At 37.2% G+C, this 26,011-nt stretch carries 23 protein-coding genes; 16 read left to right on the forward strand and 7 right to left on the reverse strand.

Features of this window, described 5'->3' with window-relative positions; genetic code table 11:
• Window positions 1-65 precede the first annotated feature (65 nt).
• The 4 genes from MHB55_RS04660 (at window position 66) to MHB55_RS04675 (ending at window position 4,420) form a co-directional block, all read left to right on the forward strand.
• Window positions 66-524: a hypothetical protein gene (locus MHB55_RS04660; protein WP_144537337.1), complete on the forward strand. Its 459-nt coding sequence runs from the start codon at window positions 66-68 to the stop codon at window positions 522-524.
• A gap of 427 nt (window positions 525-951) precedes the next feature.
• Window positions 952-3,162 carry a hypothetical protein gene (locus MHB55_RS04665; RefSeq protein WP_340862710.1) on the forward strand — a complete coding sequence of 737 codons (2,211 nt, stop codon included), beginning with the start codon at window positions 952-954 and terminating at the stop codon, window positions 3,160-3,162.
• Between the two features lie 172 nt (window positions 3,163-3,334).
• Window positions 3,335-3,577: a hypothetical protein gene (locus MHB55_RS04670; protein ID WP_144537341.1), complete on the forward strand. Its 243-nt coding sequence runs from the start codon at window positions 3,335-3,337 to the stop codon at window positions 3,575-3,577.
• 186 nt (window positions 3,578-3,763) lie between these two features.
• Window positions 3,764-4,420, forward strand: coding sequence for a ribonuclease H family protein (locus MHB55_RS04675; protein WP_340862711.1), 657 nt, complete (start codon window positions 3,764-3,766; stop codon window positions 4,418-4,420).
• A gap of 88 nt (window positions 4,421-4,508) precedes the next feature.
• Here the strand turns inward: MHB55_RS04675 and MHB55_RS04680 are convergent, their stop codons facing one another.
• The 3 genes from MHB55_RS04680 to MHB55_RS04690 form a co-directional block, all read right to left on the reverse strand.
• The gene (locus tag MHB55_RS04680; protein ID WP_340862712.1) at window positions 4,509-5,333 is read right to left on the reverse strand and encodes an aldo/keto reductase; all 825 of its coding nucleotides are present in this window, start codon (window positions 5,331-5,333) and stop codon (window positions 4,509-4,511) included.
• Window positions 5,334-5,477: 144 nt separating this feature from the next.
• Window positions 5,478-5,879 (reverse strand): hypothetical protein, encoded by a 402-nt coding sequence (locus tag MHB55_RS04685; RefSeq protein WP_340862713.1) that lies wholly within the window; start codon window positions 5,877-5,879, stop codon window positions 5,478-5,480.
• A 201-nt stretch (window positions 5,880-6,080) separates the two neighbouring features.
• Window positions 6,081-6,563: a sigma-70 family RNA polymerase sigma factor gene (locus MHB55_RS04690; protein ID WP_340862714.1), complete on the reverse strand. Its 483-nt coding sequence runs from the start codon at window positions 6,561-6,563 to the stop codon at window positions 6,081-6,083.
• 294 nt (window positions 6,564-6,857) lie between these two features.
• Between MHB55_RS04690 and MHB55_RS04695 the strand changes: the two genes are divergently transcribed.
• The gene (locus MHB55_RS04695) at window positions 6,858-7,301 is read left to right on the forward strand and encodes a competence protein ComK (protein ID WP_144537351.1); all 444 of its coding nucleotides are present in this window, start codon (window positions 6,858-6,860) and stop codon (window positions 7,299-7,301) included.
• A 210-nt stretch (window positions 7,302-7,511) separates the two neighbouring features.
• The gene (locus tag MHB55_RS04700; protein ID WP_340862715.1) at window positions 7,512-8,036 is read left to right on the forward strand and encodes a hypothetical protein; all 525 of its coding nucleotides are present in this window, start codon (window positions 7,512-7,514) and stop codon (window positions 8,034-8,036) included.
• A 263-nt stretch (window positions 8,037-8,299) separates the two neighbouring features.
• On the opposite strand, the gene MHB55_RS04705 is transcribed toward MHB55_RS04700, so the two are convergent.
• A complete protein-coding gene (locus tag MHB55_RS04705; RefSeq protein ID WP_340862716.1) occupies window positions 8,300-9,613 on the reverse strand; it encodes a hypothetical protein in 1,314 nt (437 codons plus the stop codon).
• Window positions 9,614-9,720: 107 nt separating this feature from the next.
• Between MHB55_RS04705 and MHB55_RS04710 the strand changes: the two genes are divergently transcribed.
• From MHB55_RS04710 to MHB55_RS04720, 3 genes are read left to right on the forward strand one after another with little or no spacing between them, the layout of a single operon-like run.
• A complete protein-coding gene (locus MHB55_RS04710) occupies window positions 9,721-11,256 on the forward strand; it encodes an AbgT family transporter (protein WP_225321714.1) in 1,536 nt (511 codons plus the stop codon).
• Window positions 11,257-11,280: 24 nt separating this feature from the next.
• Window positions 11,281-12,597 carry an amidohydrolase gene (locus tag MHB55_RS04715; protein ID WP_340862717.1) on the forward strand — a complete coding sequence of 439 codons (1,317 nt, stop codon included), beginning with the start codon at window positions 11,281-11,283 and terminating at the stop codon, window positions 12,595-12,597.
• The gene (locus MHB55_RS04720) at window positions 12,590-14,026 is read left to right on the forward strand and encodes a M20 family metallopeptidase (protein WP_340862718.1); all 1,437 of its coding nucleotides are present in this window, start codon (window positions 12,590-12,592) and stop codon (window positions 14,024-14,026) included. The genes MHB55_RS04715 and MHB55_RS04720 overlap by 8 nt, the downstream gene beginning before the upstream one ends.
• A gap of 360 nt (window positions 14,027-14,386) precedes the next feature.
• Here MHB55_RS04720 and MHB55_RS04725 read toward each other — a convergent pair whose 3' ends face one another.
• Window positions 14,387-15,358: a bile acid:sodium symporter family protein gene (locus MHB55_RS04725; protein ID WP_151111077.1), complete on the reverse strand. Its 972-nt coding sequence runs from the start codon at window positions 15,356-15,358 to the stop codon at window positions 14,387-14,389.
• A gap of 211 nt (window positions 15,359-15,569) precedes the next feature.
• Here MHB55_RS04725 and MHB55_RS04730 point away from each other — a divergent pair, with 211 nt between their 5' ends.
• From MHB55_RS04730 to MHB55_RS04750, 5 genes are all read left to right on the forward strand, one after another.
• Window positions 15,570-16,640: a tartrate dehydrogenase gene (locus tag MHB55_RS04730; protein WP_340862719.1), complete on the forward strand. Its 1,071-nt coding sequence runs from the start codon at window positions 15,570-15,572 to the stop codon at window positions 16,638-16,640.
• Window positions 16,641-16,652: 12 nt separating this feature from the next.
• A complete protein-coding gene (locus tag MHB55_RS04735; RefSeq protein ID WP_340862720.1) occupies window positions 16,653-17,399 on the forward strand; it encodes an SDR family NAD(P)-dependent oxidoreductase in 747 nt (248 codons plus the stop codon).
• A gap of 14 nt (window positions 17,400-17,413) precedes the next feature.
• Window positions 17,414-18,850: an aldehyde dehydrogenase family protein gene (locus MHB55_RS04740; RefSeq protein ID WP_151111071.1), complete on the forward strand. Its 1,437-nt coding sequence runs from the start codon at window positions 17,414-17,416 to the stop codon at window positions 18,848-18,850.
• A 191-nt stretch (window positions 18,851-19,041) separates the two neighbouring features.
• Window positions 19,042-19,521: a metal-dependent hydrolase gene (locus MHB55_RS04745; protein ID WP_151111069.1), complete on the forward strand. Its 480-nt coding sequence runs from the start codon at window positions 19,042-19,044 to the stop codon at window positions 19,519-19,521.
• Window positions 19,522-19,953: 432 nt separating this feature from the next.
• Window positions 19,954-22,197 (forward strand): hypothetical protein, encoded by a 2,244-nt coding sequence (locus MHB55_RS04750; RefSeq protein WP_340862721.1) that lies wholly within the window; start codon window positions 19,954-19,956, stop codon window positions 22,195-22,197.
• A gap of 70 nt (window positions 22,198-22,267) precedes the next feature.
• Here the strand turns inward: MHB55_RS04750 and MHB55_RS04755 are convergent, their stop codons facing one another.
• The gene (locus MHB55_RS04755) at window positions 22,268-23,566 is read right to left on the reverse strand and encodes a S8 family serine peptidase (RefSeq protein ID WP_144537365.1); all 1,299 of its coding nucleotides are present in this window, start codon (window positions 23,564-23,566) and stop codon (window positions 22,268-22,270) included.
• A gap of 110 nt (window positions 23,567-23,676) precedes the next feature.
• On the opposite strand from MHB55_RS04755, the gene MHB55_RS04760 reads away from it, so the two are divergent.
• Together MHB55_RS04760 and MHB55_RS04765 are read left to right on the forward strand one after the other, a co-directional pair.
• Window positions 23,677-24,897: a helix-turn-helix domain-containing protein gene (locus MHB55_RS04760; RefSeq protein ID WP_144537367.1), complete on the forward strand. Its 1,221-nt coding sequence runs from the start codon at window positions 23,677-23,679 to the stop codon at window positions 24,895-24,897.
• A 15-nt stretch (window positions 24,898-24,912) separates the two neighbouring features.
• Window positions 24,913-25,104, forward strand: a complete 192-nt coding sequence (locus MHB55_RS04765; RefSeq protein ID WP_144537369.1) for a hypothetical protein — start codon at window positions 24,913-24,915, stop codon at window positions 25,102-25,104.
• A 130-nt stretch (window positions 25,105-25,234) separates the two neighbouring features.
• Here the strand turns inward: MHB55_RS04765 and MHB55_RS04770 are convergent, their stop codons facing one another.
• Complete coding sequence (locus tag MHB55_RS04770; RefSeq protein ID WP_340862722.1) at window positions 25,235-25,999, reverse strand: Yip1 family protein; 765 nt, start codon at window positions 25,997-25,999, stop codon at window positions 25,235-25,237.
• Window positions 26,000-26,011: the final 12 nt, after the last annotated feature.

A 26,011-nucleotide genomic window follows, 5' to 3' on the forward strand; every position in this document is an offset into this window, starting at 1 on the left:
TTTTTCTTAAATATATGTTATTCTAGTAAGTAGAATTAATATTCTGATATTAAGGTGGAGGGCTTATGACAATGGAAATTAAAAGGTATCTCTCTTTGTTTGTAATTACAGTTTCTTTTATTCTTCTTACTAGTGTGTATGCTGAAGCCGCGGTAAAAGTCATGTGGGGAAAAACAGAATTAAAAGTAGGGCAAATTGGAAAAGTAACTGTACAATCTAATACAACTCTTTGGAAAATAGGTCCGGATCAGTCATTGATAAAGGTGAGAGATTTGAAGAAGGGAGAGGAGTATCGAGTGTATCGTTATACAAATGATCACAATGGTCTTTATGGGGTAGGCGGAGGGAACTTTGTGAAAAAGGATATTTCTATTAAATATGAAACACCTAGCAAAGCTAAATTAAAGCAGTTAAACGGTGACAAGCCGGATGTAGTAGAAACTCCTGCTAACCCAAAACCTGGCGATACTCTCCCAGTTGAGCCACCTATAACCGATAAGGTGGAGGTTATTTCTGTGGATTAATGAAGTGACTGTCTTATTATAAGGGGCAGTTTTTATAAAAATTTTATACTTCTAGAAAATATACCGTGAACTTAATGTTCGCGGTATTTTTATTATTTAGAGCGAAACCACTCTAGTATATATCCGGATTATTAGTTATAACAAGGCAAGTAATTATTCAATAATCTTAAAGTCCAATTAATTGTACATTTAAGCAGGAGGATAAATATACTTTTATCGTTCGTACTCAATGTAAAAAAGGTCTTAATCGGAACGCTTGATAAAGTCAGGTTCCGTTTTTTTTGTAGGCACACGTTTTCGGAAATTTAAGGATAATAAAGGAAATTAAATAAAATTAATTGGTAAAAAATTCTTCCTTAATTTAGTAAAAATTTTACCTGAATTTACATGTTATGATTAAACAAAAAGAAGGAGCATAATACTATCTATGATTAAAGCTACTAAAATTGCAGTTATTGCCACGGTCTTTATTGCTACGGCCCCCGTCCCTTCAGTTAATGCTGCTGGGAATGTAAATCAGTTAGTCACCAATGCGATAAACGCAGGCACTATATTAAAATGGGCAATATCTGTTGAAGGCTTTGCGAACTTTAAAACAAGGCCGTATGCGGAATATAATACAACGAAAAATTACATAGAAGCTGCCGAAAAAGCTTCGTCACAACTTTCCCAATCGGAAAAGTTAAATGTGCAAGCTAGATTGGTCGATGCTAAAATACAAGTAAAACGAGCACAGGCATACATAGACGCAATCACCTCCAGTGAAAAAATTAAAGAACTCACCAACAATATGAATTCATCTATAGCATCGGGGGAACTTGATAGGATTGAGGCAACGTACCATTTGGCAACTGCCGAATATCGAAAACAAACTAAGCTGCTAGATCGAGTCTATGGGCAGTCCACACGTGATGGAATTCGGAACTCAGTGAAGCCTACTTTTGAAGCACTAATGAATTCTGTTCAATATGATGTAACTATACATATGCATTTAGAAAAGGCGAAGAAATTACTAAAGGAAGAAAAATACATAGAAACCGATCTTGAATTAATGAAGGCTTATGAATACTTAAATGGCTATAAGGATAGCTTAAGTTTTTACTCAAAGTTACAAAATAACTATGAATCCACACTAAATTCAGTTCCGTTGCTTCCACTTTTTGCAACTACAGATGGAAAAAATACTGTGACTGTGAAACTATCTAAAGCTCTGTTAACCAACTCTTCTAATTTAGAGGCTGGCCAGTTTAAAATTTCCGGGGAAATTGTTCAGCATGCCAGATTATCGGAGGATAAGAAGTCCATTACATTAACAACCACCGATTTAAACGGAGACACTGATTATTTACTTACCTGGAAAGGAAGTGAAATAATCTTTACTACACCAGAGGTTCCGGATAATTCTGGTATATTGTTAAATGATTTAGAGGAGCGATATCTCGAAACTACAGATACGCATGTATACATCGCTAAACTTACGAACAGTGATAATTCTCCTTATAATGGCCGGGTAAGAATAAGTCTAGCAAATAATAATGGAGAACCAACGACTGGAGTAATAACTTCAGTAAATGGCCACGTAGAAGAAGCGAGTCAGGAGTGGAGATCCTATGCGGATCAGAATGGACATGTTGTTTTCACTGTTACGGCAGGTGCTGGTACATATACTAATGTGCAGCCAACCATTCAAAAGCTAGATGGCAATGAAACGAGTAAACAAGCAGCGGTCACTCATTTTTATCAGCTGCAAACTAACTCAGGTGTATATGATTTTCAGATAGAAAATGAAACCATACATAAGGAAGCTGGTTATATAGTAGTTAATGGGATGAAATATAAATGGGATGCGAATGATTTATTCTTTATTCATGGTCAGCTTATCTCTAAGGAAGAATTTGAAAGAGCTTTGACTAAGGGAGATATGCTAACCTTGGGCTATGATGTGAGATTAGAGAATGCATCCACTTGGAATATAGTATCTGATATCACTCAACACGCAGCTGTAAAAATTACAAACCCGGCTCAAAGCCCACTTACCTTTGATGGTTCTTTCTATGAAATAAGTGGCACAGCACACCCAGGTAACAAGGTGAAGGTTTATCGGAACAGTGTTTATGTAGGAATGGTAACAGTAGATGAAGATGGATATTGGAGCCTAGGAACAGTAAGCCTTCTTCAAAATATGGAAAATACATTTGTTGCCTATCAGTATACACCTGGACAGGACGGAATTGATGGTGAAGGGGCAATCAATACTGCAACTAATACTATTTTGGAAGGAGCTTTTGCCTCTACAGCAATTACTTACCATGATGAAGGATCTAATGGTATCTCTATAACAGACACGTTTGATTTTTCCTTTTTGAATCCTTCCTACGGTCATTCTTTTAAACGGTCATTATCTGGAACGTTAACTATTAATGACGGGTTAGGGAAATCTGTTGTGGTTAAAGTAGATTACATAGACGGGAACACATTAAAGGTAATCGACTTTATCTCCAGAGAAGAAGGCTTTAACTTTAAATCCTCTTTGTTTGTTATTACGTCCACTACAGGAATAATTAATCAAGACCAGTTAAAGTATAGTGTGGAGGCTTCAAAATTAGAGGGAACACTTCTAAAAAAGACATCCTATTAAGCTATTCCTCGACATATTTCCCGGGGAATTTTATTAAAGCAGAGGATAGTTTTGTCTAGGAAAAATTATTAAAAAATATTTATTGGGTTTCTGACCGGTTTCGACATTTTTTTTAGTATCCTTTCTATAGAATATAAAGTAGCAATATCTAATATTGAAAAAGGGTGATAAAGTGCTAAAGGTAAATGTTATTCTAGGTAAAACATCCTTTACGGAGTACATGATTAAAAAATTACAGGAGGACTACGAGAATATCCTAATTGTCATGGACTATAATCATTTGGATGAAACGGAGCCCATTATTGAAAACGGAGCTCTCTATTGTTCGCCGAATCAAGCAAAAACTTACATAGAAATTGCAGGAGAAGTTTCATTTCATCGATATGGTTACGTTAAACCACGGCTTAATAACTAAGAACAAGCAAATAGTCGTTCATGGACAAACCATGAACGACTATTTTAGCGAAGGACAGCCTCATCTTAATTGGATTTTATTGCTTTTTCCGGAAGTCTATAGATTAGTAACATAAAGTGTTGGAAAAAGGGTAAACTATTAGAAAATATTCCGTAAGTAGCAACAAAATGTGAGGAGGAGCTAGAGATGAAAATTCGTATAGAATGGACCTATACTACGCCTAGAGGAGCAGAAACATTTTTTCGCTCAGATGAAATGCCTGTTGCTCAGGCGCTTCTCATGGCGGAGGATATACAGAAAACTGGCAGGGTAAAACATCTAGATTTCATCGATCAGTATGATAGTTCATGGATGATGAAGGAGTTAAAAAGCTATCTTAAAAGTATCGAAACCGAGCCACACAATGTACGTGTATTTTTTGATGGGGGTTTTGACATACAAACAAAGATATCAGGCATGGGATGTGTTATCTATTATGAACAAAACGGAAAATTCTATAGACTTCGAAGCAATGCGCCATCCGAGCATTTAATATCAAATAATGAAGCAGAGTATGCAGCACTCAATATGTGCTTACAAGAGCTAGATATACTAGGTGTTAACCATATACCTGTGACATTTATTGGGGATTCCCAAGTGGTCATTAACCAATTGAGTGGAGAGTGGTCAGTGATTGAGCCAAGTCTTTCAGGATGGGCAGATCGTATAGAAGCGAAAATGAAGAAACTAGGAATTGATCCCACATACGAGCTAATTCCCCGTAAAGAAAATAGCGAGGCAGATCGATTAGCAACCCAGGCGTTAAACGGGATAGAAATCCTGGCAAACAGCGAATTATTATAAAGCTACTTAGAGCAAATTCAAGGCTTAAATTACAGTAGAAAAACCCACATCCAATAAGTCAAGGATGTGGGATTTTTTATGGCATGTATTAACGAAGATTCATCTCGTTTGGATGAGAGCCTTTTCGTCGGTCCTTATTTAAGTTGTTAATAAGTTCTATATCATTATTGGTCAGCTCAAAATCAAAAACCTGGAAATTCTCTTCTATTCTAGAAGGAGTCACCGATTTAGGAATAACGATTGTATTGTTTTGTAAATGCCAACGCAGCACAATTTGTGCAGGTGATTTGCCATGTGATTTTGCAATTTGTTGAATAGTCTCATCCTGCAAAACTTCTCCACCTTGGTCAAGTGGGCTCCAAGCTTCCACAAAAATATCATGTTGGGCGCAGAAATTCTTAATTTCATTTTGCGCTAAGTATGGATGGCATTCAATTTGGTTCAATACAGGCTTAATTTCACACTCTTTTAATAGACGCTCTAAATGTTCGACTTCAAAATTACATACACCAATTGCTTTTACGCGCCCTTCTTTATAAAGCTTTTCCATAGCTTTATAAGTCTCAACATATTCATCAAACTGGGGAGTCGGCCAGTGAATTAAATACAAGTCCACATAGTCAAGCCCTAAACGTTCAAGACTCTCATCAAATGCACGTAATGTATTATCATAGCCTTGGTCGCTGTTCCAGACCTTTGTAGTGATAAATAACTTCTCGCGAGGAACATCTGAATCCTTTAAAGCTTTTCCTACACCATGTTCATTTTTGTATATCATTGCAGTATCAATTGAACGATAGCCCACTTCAAGGGCTGTGGAGACAGCAGCAGTTGCTTCATCATTAGGTACTTGCCAAACTCCGAACCCTAGCTGAGGCATTGTTAATCCATTGTTCAAAGTAATAAAGTTCATTCTACATTTCTCCCATCCTGCTTAGATTAGTTTACTTTTGTTATTACCCTTTAAGTTTAATAGATAATCTTACAAGACGCATCTATTTGGTATTAAGATGAAAAGCCTGTACTTTGCAAATAACAAAGTACAGGCTTTTCATCATTATTTAGGTGGCATTCTTTTAGTGTTTTCTTGTTTAGCGGGGGAATCATTGTTATCTTCCTGCAGAGATTCCTCCGTAATTGGTGCTTGTTTCTTTTTTTGTGATTTAGGGAAATCTTTTTTGCCATTCCCGTCTTGTACTTTTTCATTGTAATATTGCACGCTTGTCATTACACCTTCTTCAATCATACGGTTATCATCTGGATCTCCAGGATCCGAGAAACCTGCTTTTGTCATTTGAGTAGGTGCGTGTCTTCGTGAGTCTCTATAAGATTCCACTTTAGCTTTAGTGTTTTTCATTGCAACCTTTGCTTTTTCACGATTTTCTAATTTATATAAATACATAATGGCGAAGGCAGCGATGCCTCCAATGAGTACTGCTTGCTTGTCGATTTTTGACATTCCTATCACTCCCTCTTGGTCTTGTTCTAATAATACCCATTTAAAAAGTTAACCAAACACAGAAAAATTTAAATGTGCTGGAGCTATTTACTAATGTAACGTTCTTAAAGCAGTAAATTCTTAGGTATTCTAAACTTATAAAAATAAAAACAAACGGTGGCACAAACGCTAAGAGGATTTCATTTACCAGTAATGATGCAGTTAATTACTCATCTCCTTCCTCAATTTTTTTAGCAACCGTTCTTTGCGTTTTTTTATACCGGAAAGAGATATTCCGGCTTTTATTGCAGCTTGCTGTAGGGAAACTTCTTCAACATATATCCATAGTAATAATTCTATTTCATGGGAAGGAAGTCTTTTTAACACGGTTGGCAATTGCTCATTTTCTATATGCAAAAGCTGGTCATGATCTATCAGATTGCTCAACCGGTCATGTTCTAGTAATTGAAATCGTTCTTCTATGAGGTTTTCTTTTTTTAATTCATCTAGCATTGCTCCATAAATGGTTCTATAAGCAAATGGAGTAAAATCTCCTTTCGAAGAGTCATATTTTATCCAAGCCCTCCATAGAGCGATAAATCCTGCTTGTTTGAATGCATCATGATTTTTATAAATGTTTAATCTTCTTAAGCAGGCAGAAATCATTGGTTTATATTTCTCTAGAACCTGTTCAAAATTATTCACTATATATCCCTGTTCCATCATGCATGATTGTTTTTTCCTAGGTAGCAACAATATAACCTGTCAAAATAAAAGGAGCGAATAACCGAATTTAAAGTATGCCTGGGGAAACGTGAAGAACATACTAAGAAATCTTAATATAAGATAATAAAATATATAAAATTACATAATATATTAATAATTACAATTATTCAGTATAATTTAACTATACAAGAGATAAATGTTTTAGTATTATTTAACTAAGGAGAAACTTGGGGAGGGAGTTAGCTGATTTATTGTGATTCTTTGTTCATAACGATGAATACTCTTATGCTTGAGTCAGGTTTTACTAATGGATATAATTCCAGAATAACTACTAAGCATGGGATCCTTCAATCCAATTTATCAGTGGTTCAATTGCTAGAAAATGCTTGTCTTCGTCATGCTTCTACACTAGAAGGTCGAATACAGGCGACTAAAAGGTTAATGAGTTATTTTCAAAAACCTCCAATTATAATAGAACCAGGGAAGATTGCTGCTTTTCCAACGATGTCCTATAATAATTTGGAGTGTATATGGATATTTAATCACTTGTTTCATATAGAGGAGCTAGGACAAGGGGAATGTCTTCTTACGTTTTATAACAGAATGACTGTTAAGGTTGCCGCTTCCAAATACGTCCTTATTAAACAACAGGAAAGAATGCACGCGATGATTAATACTTTTGGCTTGTTAGGCAGATACTCCGACATACAAGGATGACTTATTGCTGACTGCTTGACGAAAAAATATATAGGGTTTCTCCTTGAGGAAACGACTGTTGGCTCCATACGCAGTCGCTTTTTTTATGAAACAATAAAATTTGAAGTTCATATTATTGTCAAAAATAACTATACTTTTAAGTCTAAATATCTATTATGATAAATGAAGATAGAAAATAAGAACTATTCACAATACTAAGGGGAGAAAATGATGGATACAGCTAATGTGTACATAGATTATCAGCTTAATATGGAGGAAGGTACTTCTCTCATTAATGTTCTTGCGCAGGGAATTGTATATGAGGATGGAACAGAAGAACCAATTCAAATCGGTGAAGCTTGCTTACATTTATTCAATACGCAAAAGAGTTCTTATATAGAAGTTTGTGGTGAAGCAGATTGTTTATCTAAAAGTTTATCCTATTCTCTCCGAAACTTAGACAGGTTATGCGATATTAATAAACTCTCTGGACTTATTGCGATTTTTCATTCTTTAAAAATTGATGCTAGCTGGAGTGGCAAGGGGGTTGGTCAAGTTTTTTATAAGAAGATTGAGGAGCAGCTTGCTTTATTAAATGTTGAAATGATCTTACTTACCACCTGTGAAGATGAAATAAGTAAGGATAATACTAGCGAACTACCTGTTTATTTTAAACATCTTGGCTTTTACCCATTTCAACAAAGCGGAGAACCTATTATGTACAAAAAGCTTTTAAATCCATATATTAAAATATAGAAAACAGCTGAGTTTTTCAGCTGTTTTTCTTAAGAATAGAGGATAGTTTTAAATTCTTGCTGCGATGCCTTGTCCCTTTAGGTCAAATAGGAAAGTTGTATTATGTTGAAGCATTCTCAGCTAATATTAATAACTTATTTTCTTTATTAAGCGATCAAATAAGCACTTAGAAAGCTGTATGAGCTTCAAATTAAAAAGCAGAAATAATTAATCAGGCTTTAAAAATTGCATAGATGGAACACGAATCTTAAATCAAACAATCTTTAAATATCTTCCAACTGGATCTGATAAACTTTTTTAGGTCTCCCTCTCAGCTTCTTTTGCTGTTGAGTAGTAACAATTGCAGCACCACTCTCCTCTAATTTTTTTAAAACTCGGTTGGCAGCTCTTTCGGTAATACCTAAATGAATGCTTAAATCCTCTGCCGCAAGGATGTTAGTTTGCAATTTGTCCATCACGGCTATTATTTTTTTTATTTGTAGCGACGAGGTGTGTAATTTTGCGCTTAATAGTTCTATTTTGGAATCGTATTTTGTGTCTACAAGAATCTGCTCCTCGTTACCTAAAGGTCCTATCAAATGAGCTTCCTTTGTTAATATGTAAGATTGTGTTTCGGTTGCTGTACAAAGATGAGATGCCTTTTCTGCGTTTAACTGAGCAACCTGTATGGAATGACCAATTCCCCAACCAATTTTAACTGCAAAGGGTAGTTCGGTTGTTAGAAAAGTAACTAGCTGACATTGTTTCATTTCCCCGGTAATAATTTTGAAATCGCTAAAGTTTGTAATAATTTCATAATACAGAGCGCTTTGATGAATGATAAACTTCATATTATTCTTTCTGCTGAAATCTAATATCGCCTTATAAAGTGACATTTGGCGGTATTCTAAATCTCGGATATTATCGCGGCTGATGGTAAACTCCAAATGGGCAATGACTACTTGATTTTCGATTAGTTGTAGAAGTTGAATTTCTTTTAGTAATGCCTCAATCTGGATAATCATACTTCTTTCTGATGGAACAACTAGTATAAGGTTAACTCCGTAAGGCTTTAACATGTCAGGTAGTCGGCTTAGTCTAGTCATACATACATCTACTTTATTTTCCTGCCATAGCTTTATGTGATATTCTGACATTTTTTCGTACACTTGCTGATCAGCATAAGATTGCATAGTAGCTCCAAAGATATATGGAAAGTCCTCCTCGGTTGTCCATTCCTTTACCCCTAAATAATCGTTCTCATCATATAAAAAATCAATCAAACATCTTTTCATTTGAAAGTCTTTGTTAGTATACATATACTCCGTCAATGTGCGATAGAAATCATTTGGAGTGACATCAAAATGCAACATAGGGATGTCAACTTGAGGGAAGTGCTCTTTCACAAAAAAATGTGGGATTTGACCACTAAATAAAATACCGTCGACTAAGGTAATTTGCTTTAAAAATATCTCTTTTAAATGTTCAAGAGATTCATATATCCTAAAAATATATTCACAAGGATCAGTCGGAAGAAATTCTACCTTCTTGACCCATCCCAGTGAGTTTTCAGTCGTAAAAATTAATATACGAGCCATTGTTTTAATGTTCTCCTTTTTCTAAAAATTTGTTGAATTTTGTTTTATTATAGTTTACCCTATTGTTTAAAGACAGGTGCAAAAAGTGTCTTTTAATAACAGAAGGGGTGATTATTATTACAACTAACAGTGTAGAGGTGAATGAGAACGGCAAGTTTTCCAAGTTTCTATCTTTGATTGAAAGGATAGGTAACAAGTTACCAGACCCATTTATTCTTTTTTTCTATCTAACTCTTGCATTAACGATAGTTTCTTGGATTTTAAATTTCTTCCAAGCAGAGGTCATCCATCCGAATACTCAGGAAACGGTTGTAGTTAAGAGTATTTTGTCAGGGGAAGGTCTGCAGTTTATTCTAGCTAATACTCTTACAAATTTTACTAGTTTTGCTCCACTTGGTCTAGTACTGACGATCATGTTGGGAATTGGATTAGCTGAAAAAGTAGGCTTGTTAGAAATGCTTATGAAGCGTGCAATTGTTAACACACCTAAAAAAATTATTACCTTTGCTGTATTCTTCATTGGTATTTTAGGAAATATTGCTTCAGATGCTGCTTTCGTAGTAATTCCGCCATTGGCTGCCTTAGTTTTCTTATCGGTCGGAAGACATCCTCTTGCTGGTTTAGCTGTAGGGGTAGCGAGTACCGGCATTGGTTTTACAGCAAATGTACTTATTGCTGGTACGGATGCATTACTTTCCGGCATTTCCACAGAAATTGCTAAGGGAATAAATCCCGACGTAATAGTAACACCTTTAGATAATTGGTTTTTTATGAGTGCCTCTACGTTTTTACTCGCAGCTGTAGGTACGATTATTACTGAAAAATATGTTGAACCGCGCCTTGGTACTTATACAGGGGAGCAACAAGCGTTTACAAAAGAAATTAGTCCTCTGGAAAAGAAGGGCTTACGTAATACGCTAATTGCTGCCATTATTTTTATTGCCATTGTAGTTATTGGTATGCTAATTCCTAATTCACCACTTTTAAATGAGGATGGCACTCTTTTACGCTCTCCATTTTTGTCAGGAATTGTTCCAATATTATTCTTGTTCTTTGTAACTGTTGGTATTGTATATGGCGTTTCTATTAAAAAAATACAATCCACAGCTGATGTACCTAAAATTATGACAGAGGCTATTGGTAGTTTGTCTGGTTACATAGTGTTAATCTTTATGATTGCTCAATTTGTTGCCTATTTTAACTGGTCTAATATAGCCATTTGGTTAGCCGTCAATTGTGCGGATATTTTGAGTGCACTCAATATGACGAATATTTTTGTCATTGTATTATTTGTTATTTTGGTTGCATTTCTAAGTTTATTTATCATCAGTGGTTCGGCATTATGGGCACTAGTTGGTCCAGTGTTTATCCCAATCTTTATGCTATTAGGGTATCATCCAGCGTTTATCCAGCTTGCTTACCGTATCGGGGAATCCTCGACGAACATGGTGACTCCCTTAAATCCTTATTTTGCGATTATCTTATCGTTTATGCATATTTATGATAAGAAAGCAGGTATTGGTACGCTTATGTCGTTAATGATTCCATATACGATCATCTTCTTAATCGTATGGATAGCTCTAATGTTAGTTTTTGCATTTTTCGGAATTCCGATTGGACCAGGAGTGTCTTTATATTTATAAATAAATGAATGAGGAGTGAACGTATTGAATTTATTTACAATCCCTTCTAATTCATTGAGGCAAATGATTGCATGGAGAAGAGATTTTCATAAGTATCCGGAGGTAGGCTGGACGGAGTTTCGTACAGCCTCAATTATCGCCTATGAACTGCAGAGTTTAGGCTTTCAAGTGCAGGTTGGAAAAGAAGTGGTTTTGGAGGAACGCATGGGTGTCCCTTCAGAGGAAATTTTGACGAAGGTTTATGAAAGTGCTAGAACGAATGGCGGAAATATTGGATTTATAGACAAAATGGTCGGTGGCTATACTGGAGTAGTAGGTACGATAGAAGGAACTAAAACAGGACCAACGATTGCCTTCCGTTTTGATATGGATGCTTTAGACATTTTGGAATCAAAAGAAGCAGGTCATGCTCCTGAGTTAAACGGGTTTAGCTCTACTCATGCTGGAAGGATGCATGCTTGTGGTCATGATGCCCACAGCTCGCTAGGCTTAGGACTAGCAACCGTACTATCGCAAAATAAAGAAAAGATAGAAGGTACCATTAAAATTATATTCCAGCCAGCAGAAGAAGGGGTTCGTGGAGCAAAATCGATGGTAGATGCAGGTGTTGTGGATGATGTCGATTATTTCCTAAGTATGCATGTTGGCACCGGTGCCCCTTTAGGTACAGTTATTGGGGGATCAAATGGGTTTTTAGCTACTTCCAAAATAGATGCAAAATTTACTGGGAAGGCTGCACACGCTGGAGCAGAACCTGAAAAGGGAACAAATGCATTATTGGCAGCAGCGTCTGCAATTCTTGGTCTCCATTCTATTTCACGACATAGCGGAGGAGCCTCGCGGATTAATGTAGGAACTTGTGTGGCAGGGGATGGCCGAAATATTATTCCCTCTCATGCCACATTGAAGCTAGAAACTCGTGGTGAGAATAGCGAGGTGCATACATATGTTCATGACCAGGCTATTTCTGTATTAGAAGGAGCAGCCCTAATGCACGGTGCAAACCTTTCCTATGAAATTGTTGGAGCCGCAAGAACCTGTTCGTCTTCAAGAGAATTGGCAGAACTTGTGATAAAGGCAGCCAAAGATGTGTCAGATGTAAATCAAACAATTCCAATTGCTGATTTTGCAGCTGGCTCTGAGGATGCGACATTCATGATGGAGCGTGTCCAACAAAATGGCGGTCTGTCCACTTATTCCATTTTTGGTACTACACTAGCAGCTGGCCATCATCATGAAAAATTTGATATCGACGAAGCGGTGCTACCCATTGCATTGCATACTTGGTTAGCTACAATCGAACAAATTTATCAACATGAAAGAAGGGGCGCTAATGATTAACATAGAAGATCAAATTGCTAGTTTAATAGAGTCATATCAAGAAGAAGTTATTCAATTGAGTGATCGCATTTGGGATATTCCTGAAACACGCTTTCAAGAATATAAATCGTTTAAGATATTGAGTAATTTTCTAGAGAGAAAGGGCTTTAAGGTAGAGCGTGGAATAGGTGACATTGAGACAGCATTTACTGCTACCTATGGTGACGGTGGACCGGTCATCGGCGTATTAGGTGAATTTGATGCGTTGTCTGGTCTTAGCCAAAGAGCAGGTTCGCCAGTAAGAGAGCCACTCATTGAAAACGGCAATGGCCATGGCTGTGGGCATAATTTATTGGGAACTGCAGGCATTGCCGCAGCCCTTGCTTTAAAGGATTTAATAAAAGAAGGCAGAGTGAAGGGAACGATTAAATACTTTGGATGCCCTGGAGAAGAAGGCGGGTCAGGTAAGACATATATGGTTCGTGATGGAGTGTTTGAAGGAATTGATGCCGCTCTTACATGGCATCCAAATTCATATTCAGGAATATTTTCTTTTTCATCTCTTGCAAACTATCAGGTATATTTCTCGTTTGAAGGGAAGGCAGCCCACGCAGCAAACTCACCTCACCTTGGCAGAAGTGCTTTAGATGCGGTGGAGCTTATGAATGTCGGGGTTAACTATTTAAGAGAGCATATTATCTCAGAGGCAAAGGTTCATTATGCGATAACCAATTCAGGGGGAGCATCACCAAATGTTGTGCAATCAGATGCGGAGGTATTGTATTTAATCCGTGCCCCTCATTTAAAAGATGTGGAATCCATCTACCAGCGTGTTGTTAAAATTGCCGAGGGAGCTGCATTAATGACAGGCACCAAGATGACCGTGAAATTTGATAAAGCTTGCTCTAACTATATCCCTAACCATGCGTTGAATGTTGTAGTAAATGAAAAGCTACAGTACTTTGGCTTGCCTACTTATAATGAAGAAGAGATGGCATATGCTAAGGCGATGGCTGCAACGATTACTGCCGAGGAAGTGGAGGCTGCAGTGATTGATGCAGAAAAGCTTTCGGCATACACAGTATCGGAAGGATTTTATTCTGAGGAATCACCATTTTTCACTGAAATCATTCCTTATGTGAAAAATCGTGAGGTTATGCAAGGTTCTACGGATGTTGGCGATGTCAGTTGGATCGTTCCAACCGCTCAATTTTTCACGACTTGTTTTGTAGCAGGAACACCGTTGCATACATGGCAGCTTGTTTCACAAGGGAAAACCACTTTGGCACATAAAGGTCTCCTCAATGCAGGTAAAGTAATAGCAGCAAGTGCAGTGGAACTATTTGATAATCCACAGCTCATTGATGAAGCGAAGAAAGAATTGTTGAAGCAGGTAGGAGATGGGTACAAAAATCCTTTACCGGCAGATTTACGCCCAAGCGTCATATAAAATAGAAAAGCCCTATGACAATTAAGTTTGTCATAGGGCTTTACATGTGATGATTTGGTGTTCGTTTTTATTTTATTCAAAAGTTCTGGGCTGCTTTACGACAATGCCTTCCAATTGGGACAACTCCTGGCTGGCTGCTTTACTACAATCCGAGCCTAGTTTACGACAATCAGTAGCTGATTTACTACAATCAGTAGCCGGATTACTACAATCCCACGGTACTTTACGACAATGCCTTCTTGTTGGGACAACTCCTGGCTGCTTTACTACAATCCGAGCCTAGTTTACGACAATAGGTGGCTGATTTACGACAATCCCTTAATCGTTAAGTTAATTAATAGCTAGCGGCGAGCCTTCTTTTTATATATGTTTTACTTTTGCAGATGTAGCAGTGTTTTCATCTTCTTTGATATTATGCTTAGCCCAATAGGATGCTAGGAAGGTGCCAGTAATAACTTGCCAGGCTGAGGCAAAAGCGCTTGGTAAAGCCGCTAAAGGCGAGAAGTAACTATTAGCCAATGATACTCCAAGGCCTGAGTTTTGCATTCCAACTTCTATAGCAATAGCACGTTGGTCCTGCTTGGATAATTTAAATAATTTTGCAGCAATGTATCCTAGGAGTAAACCAAAGGCATTATGCATTAAAACAGCAACGAAGACTAATAATCCAGCTGTTGCGATATTTTCTTTGTTTCCTGCGACAATTGCTGAAATGATAATTGTAATAGCAACAATCGATACTAGAGGTAGTATTGGGATACTTTTTTCAGTTACGGAAGGCAAAAATTTACTAATAATCAATCCTAAAATAATTGGGACAATTATGACCTGTACAATGGACATAAACATAGACATCGGATCGACTGGAAGCCATTGACCTGCAAAAATCAGTAAAAGTAAAGGGGTCATAACAGGTGCCAGTATGGTAGAGACGCTTGTCATTGTTATAGATAATGGCACATTTCCCTTTGCTAAGAAAACCATGACATTAGAGGATGTACCTCCAGGGACACTACCGAGTAATACTAACCCTGCTGCCAAATCGGGAGAAAGCTGTAAAAGGTAAGCAATAACAAAAGCAATTGTAGGCATGATGGAAAATTGAGCAACCACTCCAATGAGGACTGGAATAGGATTAGTAAACACTAGTTTAAAATCTGAAGCTTTTAAGGTAAGTCCCATTCCAAACATAACTATTCCAAGTAAAATCGTTATGTAAGAAGAAAACATGGTAAAGGCACTTGGTATTATAAAAGCTAATATCGAAAACAGGATAACGATGAATGCAAAATACTTTCCCGCAACGTCGCTAATGGATTTAAGTGTTTTCATTACTTTCCTCCTAATTTATATGCTTGTGTCATATCATAAAACTGATTATATATTAATTTATTATATACACAACTATTTTTAACTGTTTTAATTTATGGCAAATTAAATTATTTGATAATTTAAAAGAGTTTGTCAAATAACTTTACCATATTAATCTATGAATGTTAATATGATAATAATTTATTAGAAAATAAGAGGAAGGAGTGAATATATGATACATAAAATTGCTTGTATTCCTGGGGATGGTATCGGTCCAGAGGTTATTGTCGAAGCGCAAAAAGTTCTTAAGCTTGCTAGTGATTTGCATGGTGGTATCACATTTGATATTACCCCATATAAATGGAATTGTGATTATTATTTAAAACACGGTAGAATGATGCCAGAAAATGGTCTTTCTATTCTAGAAGACTATGAGGCTATTTTATTTGGAGCGGTTGGAGATCCTAAAGTACCGGATCACATATCAGTATGGGAGTTAATCTTACCAATTAGGAGGAAGTTTCAACAGTATATTAATTTGCGCCCAATAAAGCTATTAAAAGGAATTCAGAGTCCTTTGGCAGGTAAAGGTGTTGATGATATAGACTTTGTGGTTGTTCGAGAAAACACTGAAGGAGAGTATTCAAATAGTGGTGGTCGTCTTCACACTGGAACACCTCATGAAGTAGTTGTTCAAAATAGCGTATTTACCCGCATGGGTAGCGAGCGAGTGATTAAATACGCATATGATCTTGCGCAGAAAAAAGGCTCCAAGCATTTATCCGTAGCTACGAAATCAAATGCAATCAATTACTCCATGCCGTTTTGGGATGAAGTCGCAAAAGAGATAGGAGAAGGGTACCCAGAGATTGAACCAAAATTTTATCATATAGATGCACTTGTAGCATTCTTCGTTACTAAGCCTGAAATCTTTGAGGTTGTTGTTGGCAGCAATTTATTTGGGGATATTTTAACGGATTTAGGTGCTGCTATTTCAGGCGGACTAGGTATCACACCGTCAGGGAACATCAATCCAGAGAAGAAGTATCCATCGATGTTTGAGGCAATTCATGGCTCTGCTCCAGATATTGCTGGGAAGGGCATTGCCAATCCGATTGCTCAGATTTGGAGTACTTCATTGATGTTAGAGCATTTAGGATATCCTGATTTGGCAAAAGTAATCGTGGATGGAATAGAAGACACGTTAGTCGAGGGTAAGGTCCGAACCCCCGACTTAGGAGGTAGTGCCAACACGACTGAATTTGCAGAGGAAATTATGAAACATATTATAAATTATGCATAGGAGGGATAGAGCATGGGCGTAGTAGAACATAAAATAATCGTAGTTACAGGTGCAGGCGGTGGAATGGGGAATGCAGTAGTGCGAGATTTGCTTGAAGAAGGAGCAATCGTAGTAGCACTAGATATTAATCTGGACCCCCTTAGTGATGTGACACATGCAAACTTACGAGTAATGAAAATTGATTTGTTAAATGAAGATAGTATCCAAAACGTCTTTAAAGAGATATATGAGGAGTTTAATAAAATTGATGGCTTGGTCAACATAGCTGGTATTGCACAAGCAGCAAAATCAATAGTAGATGTAGAACTATCTGAATGGCATAAGCTAATAAATATAAATGCTACGGCAATCTTTTTAACTTGTAAGGAAGCAGTTCGCTATATGAAGGCTGCTAAAAACGGGTCCATTATAAATGTAGGGTCAGTTTCTGTAACCAGACCGCGTCCAGGTCTTCAAAGCTATGTCGCTTCTAAGGGGGCAGTTGAGGCATTCTCTAAAGCACTTGCTTTAGAAACGGCGCCTTATAATGTACGAGTAAATGTATTACATCCAGGACCATCTGATACAAATATGCTTGGACAATTTTCATCACAAGAAGGGGAAGTAGTGTTAAATAAAAATATTTTTGCAGAGAGTGTTCCTCTAGGTAGATTGATTAAACCATCTGATATTTCCGCGACGGTTATTCATTTATTATCCGATGGAGCTCAAATCATAACAGGCTCCGTCATTCATGTAGACGGTGGAAGAAATATTTAAGGGAGGTAATTATCATGGATAACATCAAAATGCTAATTGGTGGAGAATGGATTGGCGGTGATGAATGGATTGAGGTTCGGAATCCTGCTTCAAATGATGTAATTGCTCAAATCGTCCGAGGTAATGCAGCCCATGCAGATCAGGCAGTCAATGCAGCAAGCAAAGCATTGAAAAGTAAAGAATGGAAAGCTATAAAGCCCTATGAAAGAGGACAGTTGTTAGTTGAATTGGCAAACTATGTTCGAGAGAATGCAGAGGAGCTAGCAGTGCTCGAATCTAATGATGTAGGGAAGCCACTGCCTCAAGCTAGAGGGGATGTAGAAGCAGCCGCCCGATATTTCGAGTTTTATGGAGGAATTGCCGATAAAGTATTTGGGGATAGCATTCCTATTGAAGAAAATTTGTTAAATGTCACAGTGGTGGAGCCAATAGGTGTAACCGTACATATTATCCCTTGGAATTATCCTATCCAAATTACAGCTCGAAGCGTGGGTGCGGCACTTGCGACAGGAAATGTAGTAATTGTAAAAAGCTCGGAGGATACGCCACTGTCTACAAATTTCTTAGCTAAATGGTTTCATGACAAGCTTCCAAAGGGTGTTTTCCAGCATCTGACTGGCTATGGTGCAGAAATTGGAGTAGCGTTAAGCTCCCATAAGAAAATAAACCAGATTACCTTTACTGGTTCTGTTTCCACTGGAATTTCAGTGATGCAGGCTGCCGCAGAAAATGTTGTTCCTGTCACACTAGAGTTAGGTGGAAAGTCACCTAATATTGTGTTTCAGGATGCTGATTTAGAACGTGCATTGCCTGCAATTGTTAATTCCATTACTCAGAATGCTGGACAAACTTGTTCAGCTGGGTCACGCTTATTAGTACAGGATACAATAGCAGATGAGCTGTTAGAGCAGCTTGTTATAAGGTTTGGAGAACTCACGGTAGGACCAGCCTCAAGCAATGCAGACGTGGGTCCAATCATTAACCAGAAACAATATACTCGAATTTTGGAGATATTGGATGTAGCGACCAAGCGTGGAAGGGTGTTAGTTGGTGGAAAAGCGATACAAGTAAGTGCCTTTGAAAATGGCTTTTATATTAGCCCCACAATCATTGAGGCGTCTAGTCATGATGATAATTATGTACAGGAAGAAATTTTCGGTCCTGTTTTAAGTGTTGTCCGCTTTCATTCAATAGAAGAAGCGATTGGGCTTGCCAATGATACGGAATATGGTCTCGTTGCGGGCGTATGGTCAAAGGATATTGACGTTGCTCATTATGTGGCTGCCCGTGTGGAGGCAGGTCAGGTGTTTGTAAATACATATGGAGCAGCTGGTGGTGTGCAGATGCCTTTTGGTGGCTATAAAAAGAGTGGGATTGGAAGAGAAAAAAGTCATTTAGCCGTTCAAAACTATGTGCAAATTAAAAATCTAGCAATTCATATAAAATTATAAAATGAAATAACCAATCTTCTGAGCAGAGATTGGTAGTTTTTTATAGGGGAGAAAGATTATTTTTAAAAAATCGGAACGATATGCCTAAACAGATTGCTAGGATGCGAGATTTCACCTATTTAGAAATAAAAACAAATAGTGTAGAATGATTCATGCTTTGTCATACATAAGAAAAAGGAGAATAATTTAGCATGACAGGAAACACTCACATCATTGGCGGTCTTGCAGCAAGTCTTGCTATTTCACAGGTAACAGATTATGACCCAGTGCTTTTAGTAGTAGGGGGTGTAATAGGAGCTATTTTACCGGACATTTGTCACGGTGGAAGTAAGATAGGAAGAACTTTCCCTTTCTTGTCCAAAATTATTAACAAGATTTTCGGACACCGCTCCTTCACACACAGTCTGTTATTTATATTACTATTAGCTGCTATGATGAATTATTTTAGTTGGAATAAGGCAATTATGATGGGGATATCCGTTGGAGTAGCTAGCCATCTTATATTGGACATGGCGACAAAGAACGGAGTAAAACTATTTTTTCCATTAAAGGTAACAGTACGATTACCAATTACGACTAGAACAGGTAGTATAGTTGAAAGTATTGTATTTGCCGTATTATCGTTATTGACAGTTTACTTTGGATATGGAGCTTTTACTAATTACTTTTAATGGATTGTTATCTTTTAATAAACGAGTAAAAATCTAATAGTAATTAAGCTTAATATACTGGAAAAAAGATAGGCAACAAAAGTTAATAATATATCTTTCTCGTGAAGCCTAACAAATTTCTTTAAATATCTTACACAGGTTTGATTAAGTCAGAAACTATTACCTAAAAAAGCAGAAGAATTATATTTACCTAAAACTCAATGTAAAAGACTCCACTTATAGCTTATGAGCTTTGGTGGAGTTTTTTGATAGTGAAAAATAATTCTTTTATTTTAAATCTATTTGTCTAGGTGACTTCCTTTCATAGTAAGGCTTTATCGTTCGGTTAACTTTATGGGCTAATAGTATGGAATATCTATTATTTTCATAAGTTTATTTGGGAGTAACATATATTAACTTAAGCGACAAACGAAAGGAAGGGAGAAATATTCAATGAGGGAAAAAATGAAAAGGATGACCGCTTCAGCAATGGTTGCTGCTTCTGCCATTGTTGTTGTGTCACCCACTTTGCAAGTGGAGGCTGCTATTAATATAAAACAGCTAGTGGTTGATGCCCAAAACGCAGGAAATGTGTTGAAATGGGCTATTTCTGTCGCAGGCTCTGCAGATGGAATAACTCAGCCATGGGAACAATTTAATAATGTTAAGCAAGCAATAGGAAATGCGGAGGCAGCAATTGCAAAGGAAAGCTTTTCAGAGAGATTGAAGTATGAATCTATGTTAATAGAGCCAAAAATTCAACTTCAGCGAGCTCAAGGTTATTTGGATGCTATTACGGCAAGCACTAAAATTCATGCCAAAACAAATGCACTTTCCTTAGCTGTACAGGCAAATAATTTAGAACAGGTGGAAAAAGCCTATCATGAAATGACTGCAGAATTCCGAAAGCAGACGATACTGTTAGATCGGGTTTATGGTCAGTCGACTCGTGATCGTATAAGAGGTGCAGTTAAAGGACCGGCTGAAAAGCTAATTGCAGAGTTAAAAAATGATGTGACGGTTCATATGCTAGCTAAGGGTGCAGAAGAGGATATGAGGAAGAACAGACATACAGAGGCCGCGAAAAAAATAAATGAGGCACAGGCCATTTTAAATGCTGAAACATTAAGATGGGAAAACAGCCTCCAAGCTAGAATAAATAATATCCAAACTATTTTACCGATTCAAGTTGTTTCTGTCTCTAGAGTGGATAACACAACTGTTCTTATTAAATTGAACCGGTCTATATCTTCGGTAAAGGCAGCTGAATTTACAGCTAATAATGGTATGACCGTTAGCAGTGCTACGTTAAGTGGCGATGGTTTTAGCGTTACATTAAAAACTTCCGTTCAACTTCCAGGCACGGCTTACACGATTAAATACAAAACTAGTTCAGTCAGTTTTACTGTTCCTGGTAATATTTCACCGATTTTTATTGGAGACCAAACTGTCCAACACAAAGAGACAACTGATGTTTTAGCGCTTACTGCTGCTTTTAATAACGCAAGTAACCAATCTATTCGGATTGATGTGCCAGCTGGTCTCAAATTGATTTCTGTTAATGGAGTGGCAAATAACACCGCAGGATCTAAGTCAGTAAATGCAACTACTGATAATAATGGGGTAGTCAGCATTGTATTCACCGCTAAGGATACTAGCACTCCAGCTTTGGATAAGACAGTTTCCTTTCATAAAATCAGTAAAAATAAAGTAGTAGAATCTCAAACTTCAGGAGTATTTAATCTTTATTCTCCTGCAAAGGAAGCTGCAATTACCAAGAAAAAAATAAGGTATATTGACATTAAAAATAATTATTTTGTGTCTACGGAAGGGGTCAAATATAGCTGGAAGCTTTATAATGATATATTCCAAAATGAAGGAGTGAATATTTCCTTAGATTCATTTAAAGCAGAGCTTGATATTGGTGATGTGATTAACGGGACCTATCATTTGACATCCAGTTCATTATTTAATATTTCCGCTAATGTCTCTGTAGCCCCAGTCAAGCTGGATACTAAGTTTAACGTTAAAGCAGGAACATCTGGTTATCGTGTTAACGCCAGCAAAATAGAGTTAAAAGGCACAGCACAGCCAAACTACGAATTATTCTTTTTCCAAAATAATGGGCTTTCTATTGGGAAAGTAAAGGCTGATAGTAAGGGGAATTGGACATTTACTGCAAATGTAGAAACAAATTCGATAACTGATTTCTCCATTCTTCAGCAACCAGCCGGAAAAGCAATTCCAGCATTTGTTGGATGGGGGGAAGTAGCTTTAAGAGTGATAGAAGGACCATTCTCAATTGGAGAAGTAAGTGAAGGGAAAACTAAGGATAACGACCTGGATAACGAAAAGATTACGTTTACGTTAGCACCAATAAAGTATTTAAATGGGGCAGTTCTAGCCCAAGATCAAGCTACTATTTCCAAACAGGCATCCATAATAGTGGTTGATGCAGATGGTACAAAGGTGAAATATACAAACAGCCAAAACAAAACTGTCTTTGCCACAGAAAAAAATGCTTTCTCTATTGACTTTGGTCCGATCAATCCAAAAAGAAACGGAGAGCAACTAATAGACAAAGGCAAGGATGGCAAACTATCTGGTCCATTATCTATTGTATCAATTGAAGGTGTTACAAACGAATACGGTCTAATGCTCAAAACCAAAAACGGAGACCAAATCATCAACTACTAAACAACAATATTACAGGCTTGTATCAGGTGCCTGGCACCTGATACAAGCCTGTAATAATTCTATTTAGTTATTATTGTACGCGAGCAAAACCAAAGCCAGAAGCGTAGTCGTCTCCAGTTGCTGCTCCGTATCCGCCTTTAATGTCTACTGCTTTTGCTCTATTTTGTAAGTTTGAGCGTAGTTGAGTATGAGACCATGAAGGATTTTGTGCCCAAATTTTTGCAGCTAATCCTGCGACATGTGGTGTTGCCATTGAGGTTCCGCTAATTGTGTTGTACCCACCGTTATACCAAGTAGAGTATACAGCTGAGCCTGGAGCTGAGATTTCGATGTCACCTTGTTGGATGACATAGTCACCGTCTGTGGAAGTATATCCGCGAGAAGAATAGTTAGCTACGCGATAAGTTCCATTTTCTTGTGTATTTTCAAGAGCTGCTACCGCTACTGCATTGACTAAAGCACCTGGGTAACCGATTGTTCCTTGTGCGTACCCAGAGTTACCAGCTGCAGCGATGATTAAAACACCTTTACCATAAGCGTAGTTAACGGCATTTGATATTAAACTATTATTTCCAGAAGATCCTAAAGACATATTAATAACTGTTTTTGTTCCTGTAGAAGAAGCTTGATCTGCAGCGTGTCTGATTGCTGCTGCAATATCGTCCGAATAACCAGAACCGCTATCGCTTAGTACTTTGTATGCCCATAGGTCAGCAGCAGGTGCTACCCCATATACTCCACCTTTGTCACTTCCTCCATCTGCGAGAGCTGTTCCCGCAACGTGGGTACCATGACCATTCCCATCCGCACAGCTATTATTGATGACTGTAGTTGCTCCAGTAAAGTTTTTACATTGTTCTACTCTATTAGCTAAATCTGGATGGGCTACATTTGCTCCAGTGTCCAGTACGGCAATATTGATACCACTTCCTCCAGAAGTAGTAGTTAAACTACTATCATTATAAATAGCTTTAATGCCCCAAGGAACTTGCTGGGATGCTCTAGCAGAAATCTCGTTATCTGCTATTTCATTAATAGATGATTTTTCTGCTGGTAAATCTAGCGTTACAACAGGTACCTTTGTAACGGTAATATTTTTATTGTTTTGTAAAGCCTGGAACTGCTTTTCGTTCATATCGGTAGAAAATCCATTATCCGAAAGCTCCCACCTCACTTCATATTGGCTTGCTAGAGATGCTTTGGATGACTTGTTGTTCGTTTCTACATAAACTCTAAACTTTTCTTGGACGATTCCAGAATTTCTGTCCTCGCTAGAAGATGGTGTTTCTGCCACAGAGCTAGCTTGTACTGGTGCTGCTAGTGACCCTGCGATTAAGAGACTTGCGATTGCCATTTTTACTTTGCTCATCTGTGAAAACTCCTTTTCGTCTTAGTTTTGTAGTACAATAATAAAACTACCATATTTTGAATATTTTGTTTATTGGGAAATAATATTTTGCAATAATCAGGAGGGATACCATGAGGATTGGCTCTTTGATCAAATTTTATCGTACAAAAAGAGGGTTAACACAAAATAGTCTTGCCATGGGAATATGTTCCGTGCCTCATCTCAGTAAAATAGAAAACAATAGCAAGGAAGCAAATGTAGAGACAATCCGCTTGTTGCTTGAACGGTTAAGCATCGACTTACAGGACGTTCAAGCTAACGAATGGAATATTCTAGAATTATTAAAAGAGTTTTTAAGTCATATCCACTATTTAGAAGAGGAAAAGGCAAAGAATGCTTATAAGCAACTAGAAGGTTATAGAGAAATAATCGTTTTTACGGACTTTATCTATTTATATGAGCTTTATAAATTACGCTATTATTTATTAATAAATAACAGAGAAGCAGCAGATTATCAGTTAAAATGGCTCCATGCACAAAGGCAAAATTTTTCCCAATATGAGAAGTATTTACTTTTATACTTTGGTGCTTTAATTTTAATGTTAAGGGGGAGATATGAAGAGGCAGACAGGCAGCTAACGCGAATCATTCAAGATAAAGCAGAAATGGGAACATTTGAAGGCGAGATTTATTACCATCTTGCAGTAGTGAAGGGGCATGTGGATGAAGCTAGCCTAGCCATTATTTATGGCAAAAAAGCATTGCAATTTTATAGCAATCAATACAATTTTAAGAGAATCCTTCATACACTAATGTCACTGGCTATAAACTATTCACGTGCCAAAATTTTTAATGAGGCTTTGGAAACATATAATCATTTATTAAGAAGCATAGAGATGCTAAATCAGAAGCACTTGCTTCCAAAAATTTATCATAATATAGGTGATCTCCATCAACGTATGGGAGATTACAAGCAAGCTGTGGAATACTTTCAGAAAAGCGCCGCGATTATCCCCAAAGATACGGAAAATTATCTCCTCTGTTTATATAATTTGGCACAAACCCAGTTTCGTTTGGAACAATGGGATGAGTGCCGGGAGAGTTTTACATTATTGAAAATGGAGACGAAAAAACAGAAAGTCATACATTATCGTTTGTTCACAAACTTTTACTTGTTATTGTTAGATGATGAAAAGGAAAAGGCTATGCTTTTTTTAGAGGAAAAATTAGTACCTTATACAGCAAGGGTAGAGGATTTTAAAGAGGCCCACCATCAATTTTTAGTTATTTTGACAGATTACTATAGACAAGAAGGGAAGTTTGAAAAGGTAGTTCAGCTTACTAATCAATAGAGGAGAGTGTAAACCATGAAAAAATCAGTAAAGGCTTTGTTTTTGGCTACACTAACAGGTGTAGTGATTACACTGATACCGATTCATCCACCAATTGGATCTAGCGCAGCAAGTGATGTAGCATCCATTCCAATTCATCCGCCAATTGGTCACAGTTTTAGTCCAGATGATTCTAATTCCATTCCAATTCATCCACCTATTGGGTGAATTAAAAAAAGAGAAATCCTTTTGGGTTTCTCTTTTTTATATTAGTCTAGCTCCAGTTACGCAAAACCTTTCGCTAGTTTGATATTGCTTACTTAAAATTAACAACCGTGTAAAAGGATAGACAATGCAGCTACTTCAACAAATAAGTTAAATTTTGTACATAGCTATTAATGGTCAGATTGCCAATCATCATAGTAATCATTAGCATAAGCATAAAGAAAAGAACAATATATAAAAGGAATCCATACAATGGTTCAAAGCTTTCTTGTTTGCTCGTCAATATAGCGCTAATGATATAAAGGGGTATAAATAATATAGCCAAAATTAAACAAATAGTAAGAATCCCATTTCCAAAGGAAAATGATTTTAAAAACATAAGGATAAGGGATAGCGTTGCACCTATTAATAAAATTGGTAACTGCCCACCATAAAAGCTGATAATACTCTTAAAAGAATGCTGCGGTCCAAAAATAGTATTAATAAAAAATATCGAAAGTACCGCTATCACTACTAAAATAATGGTGACAAAATACATTTCTGTAAATGAAGATAGGAAGCTCGGTGGATTACTCCAATGTTGATTGAGTGTAAATAAATAAATAGATATACAAAAAAGAGCTACAAATAATAGAATACTGACAACTGCATTTGAATAGTCACCTTCCCCTTTGCTGAATGCATGCGAAGGGCTTTTTAACTGGCGAATAAAGTAGCTACTATATTGCCTTGCATAATTCTTTAAAGTGGCTAAGTGATCTTTTGCTGCAACGGAGGGAATGCTTGTAGCGATTACCGATTCCTTGACAGCCTCTCTTTGATGTCTTAACAAATAATTACCACAACCTGAGCAATAATTCCCTACCACTTGATCATGACTACAATTTGGACATATCATCTTTTTCCTCCT

The sequence above is a fragment of the Psychrobacillus sp. FSL K6-1267 genome (genome assembly GCF_038003265.1).
In the GTDB taxonomy this organism is placed as follows: Bacteria; Bacillota; Bacilli; order Bacillales_A; family Planococcaceae; genus Psychrobacillus; species Psychrobacillus faecigallinarum.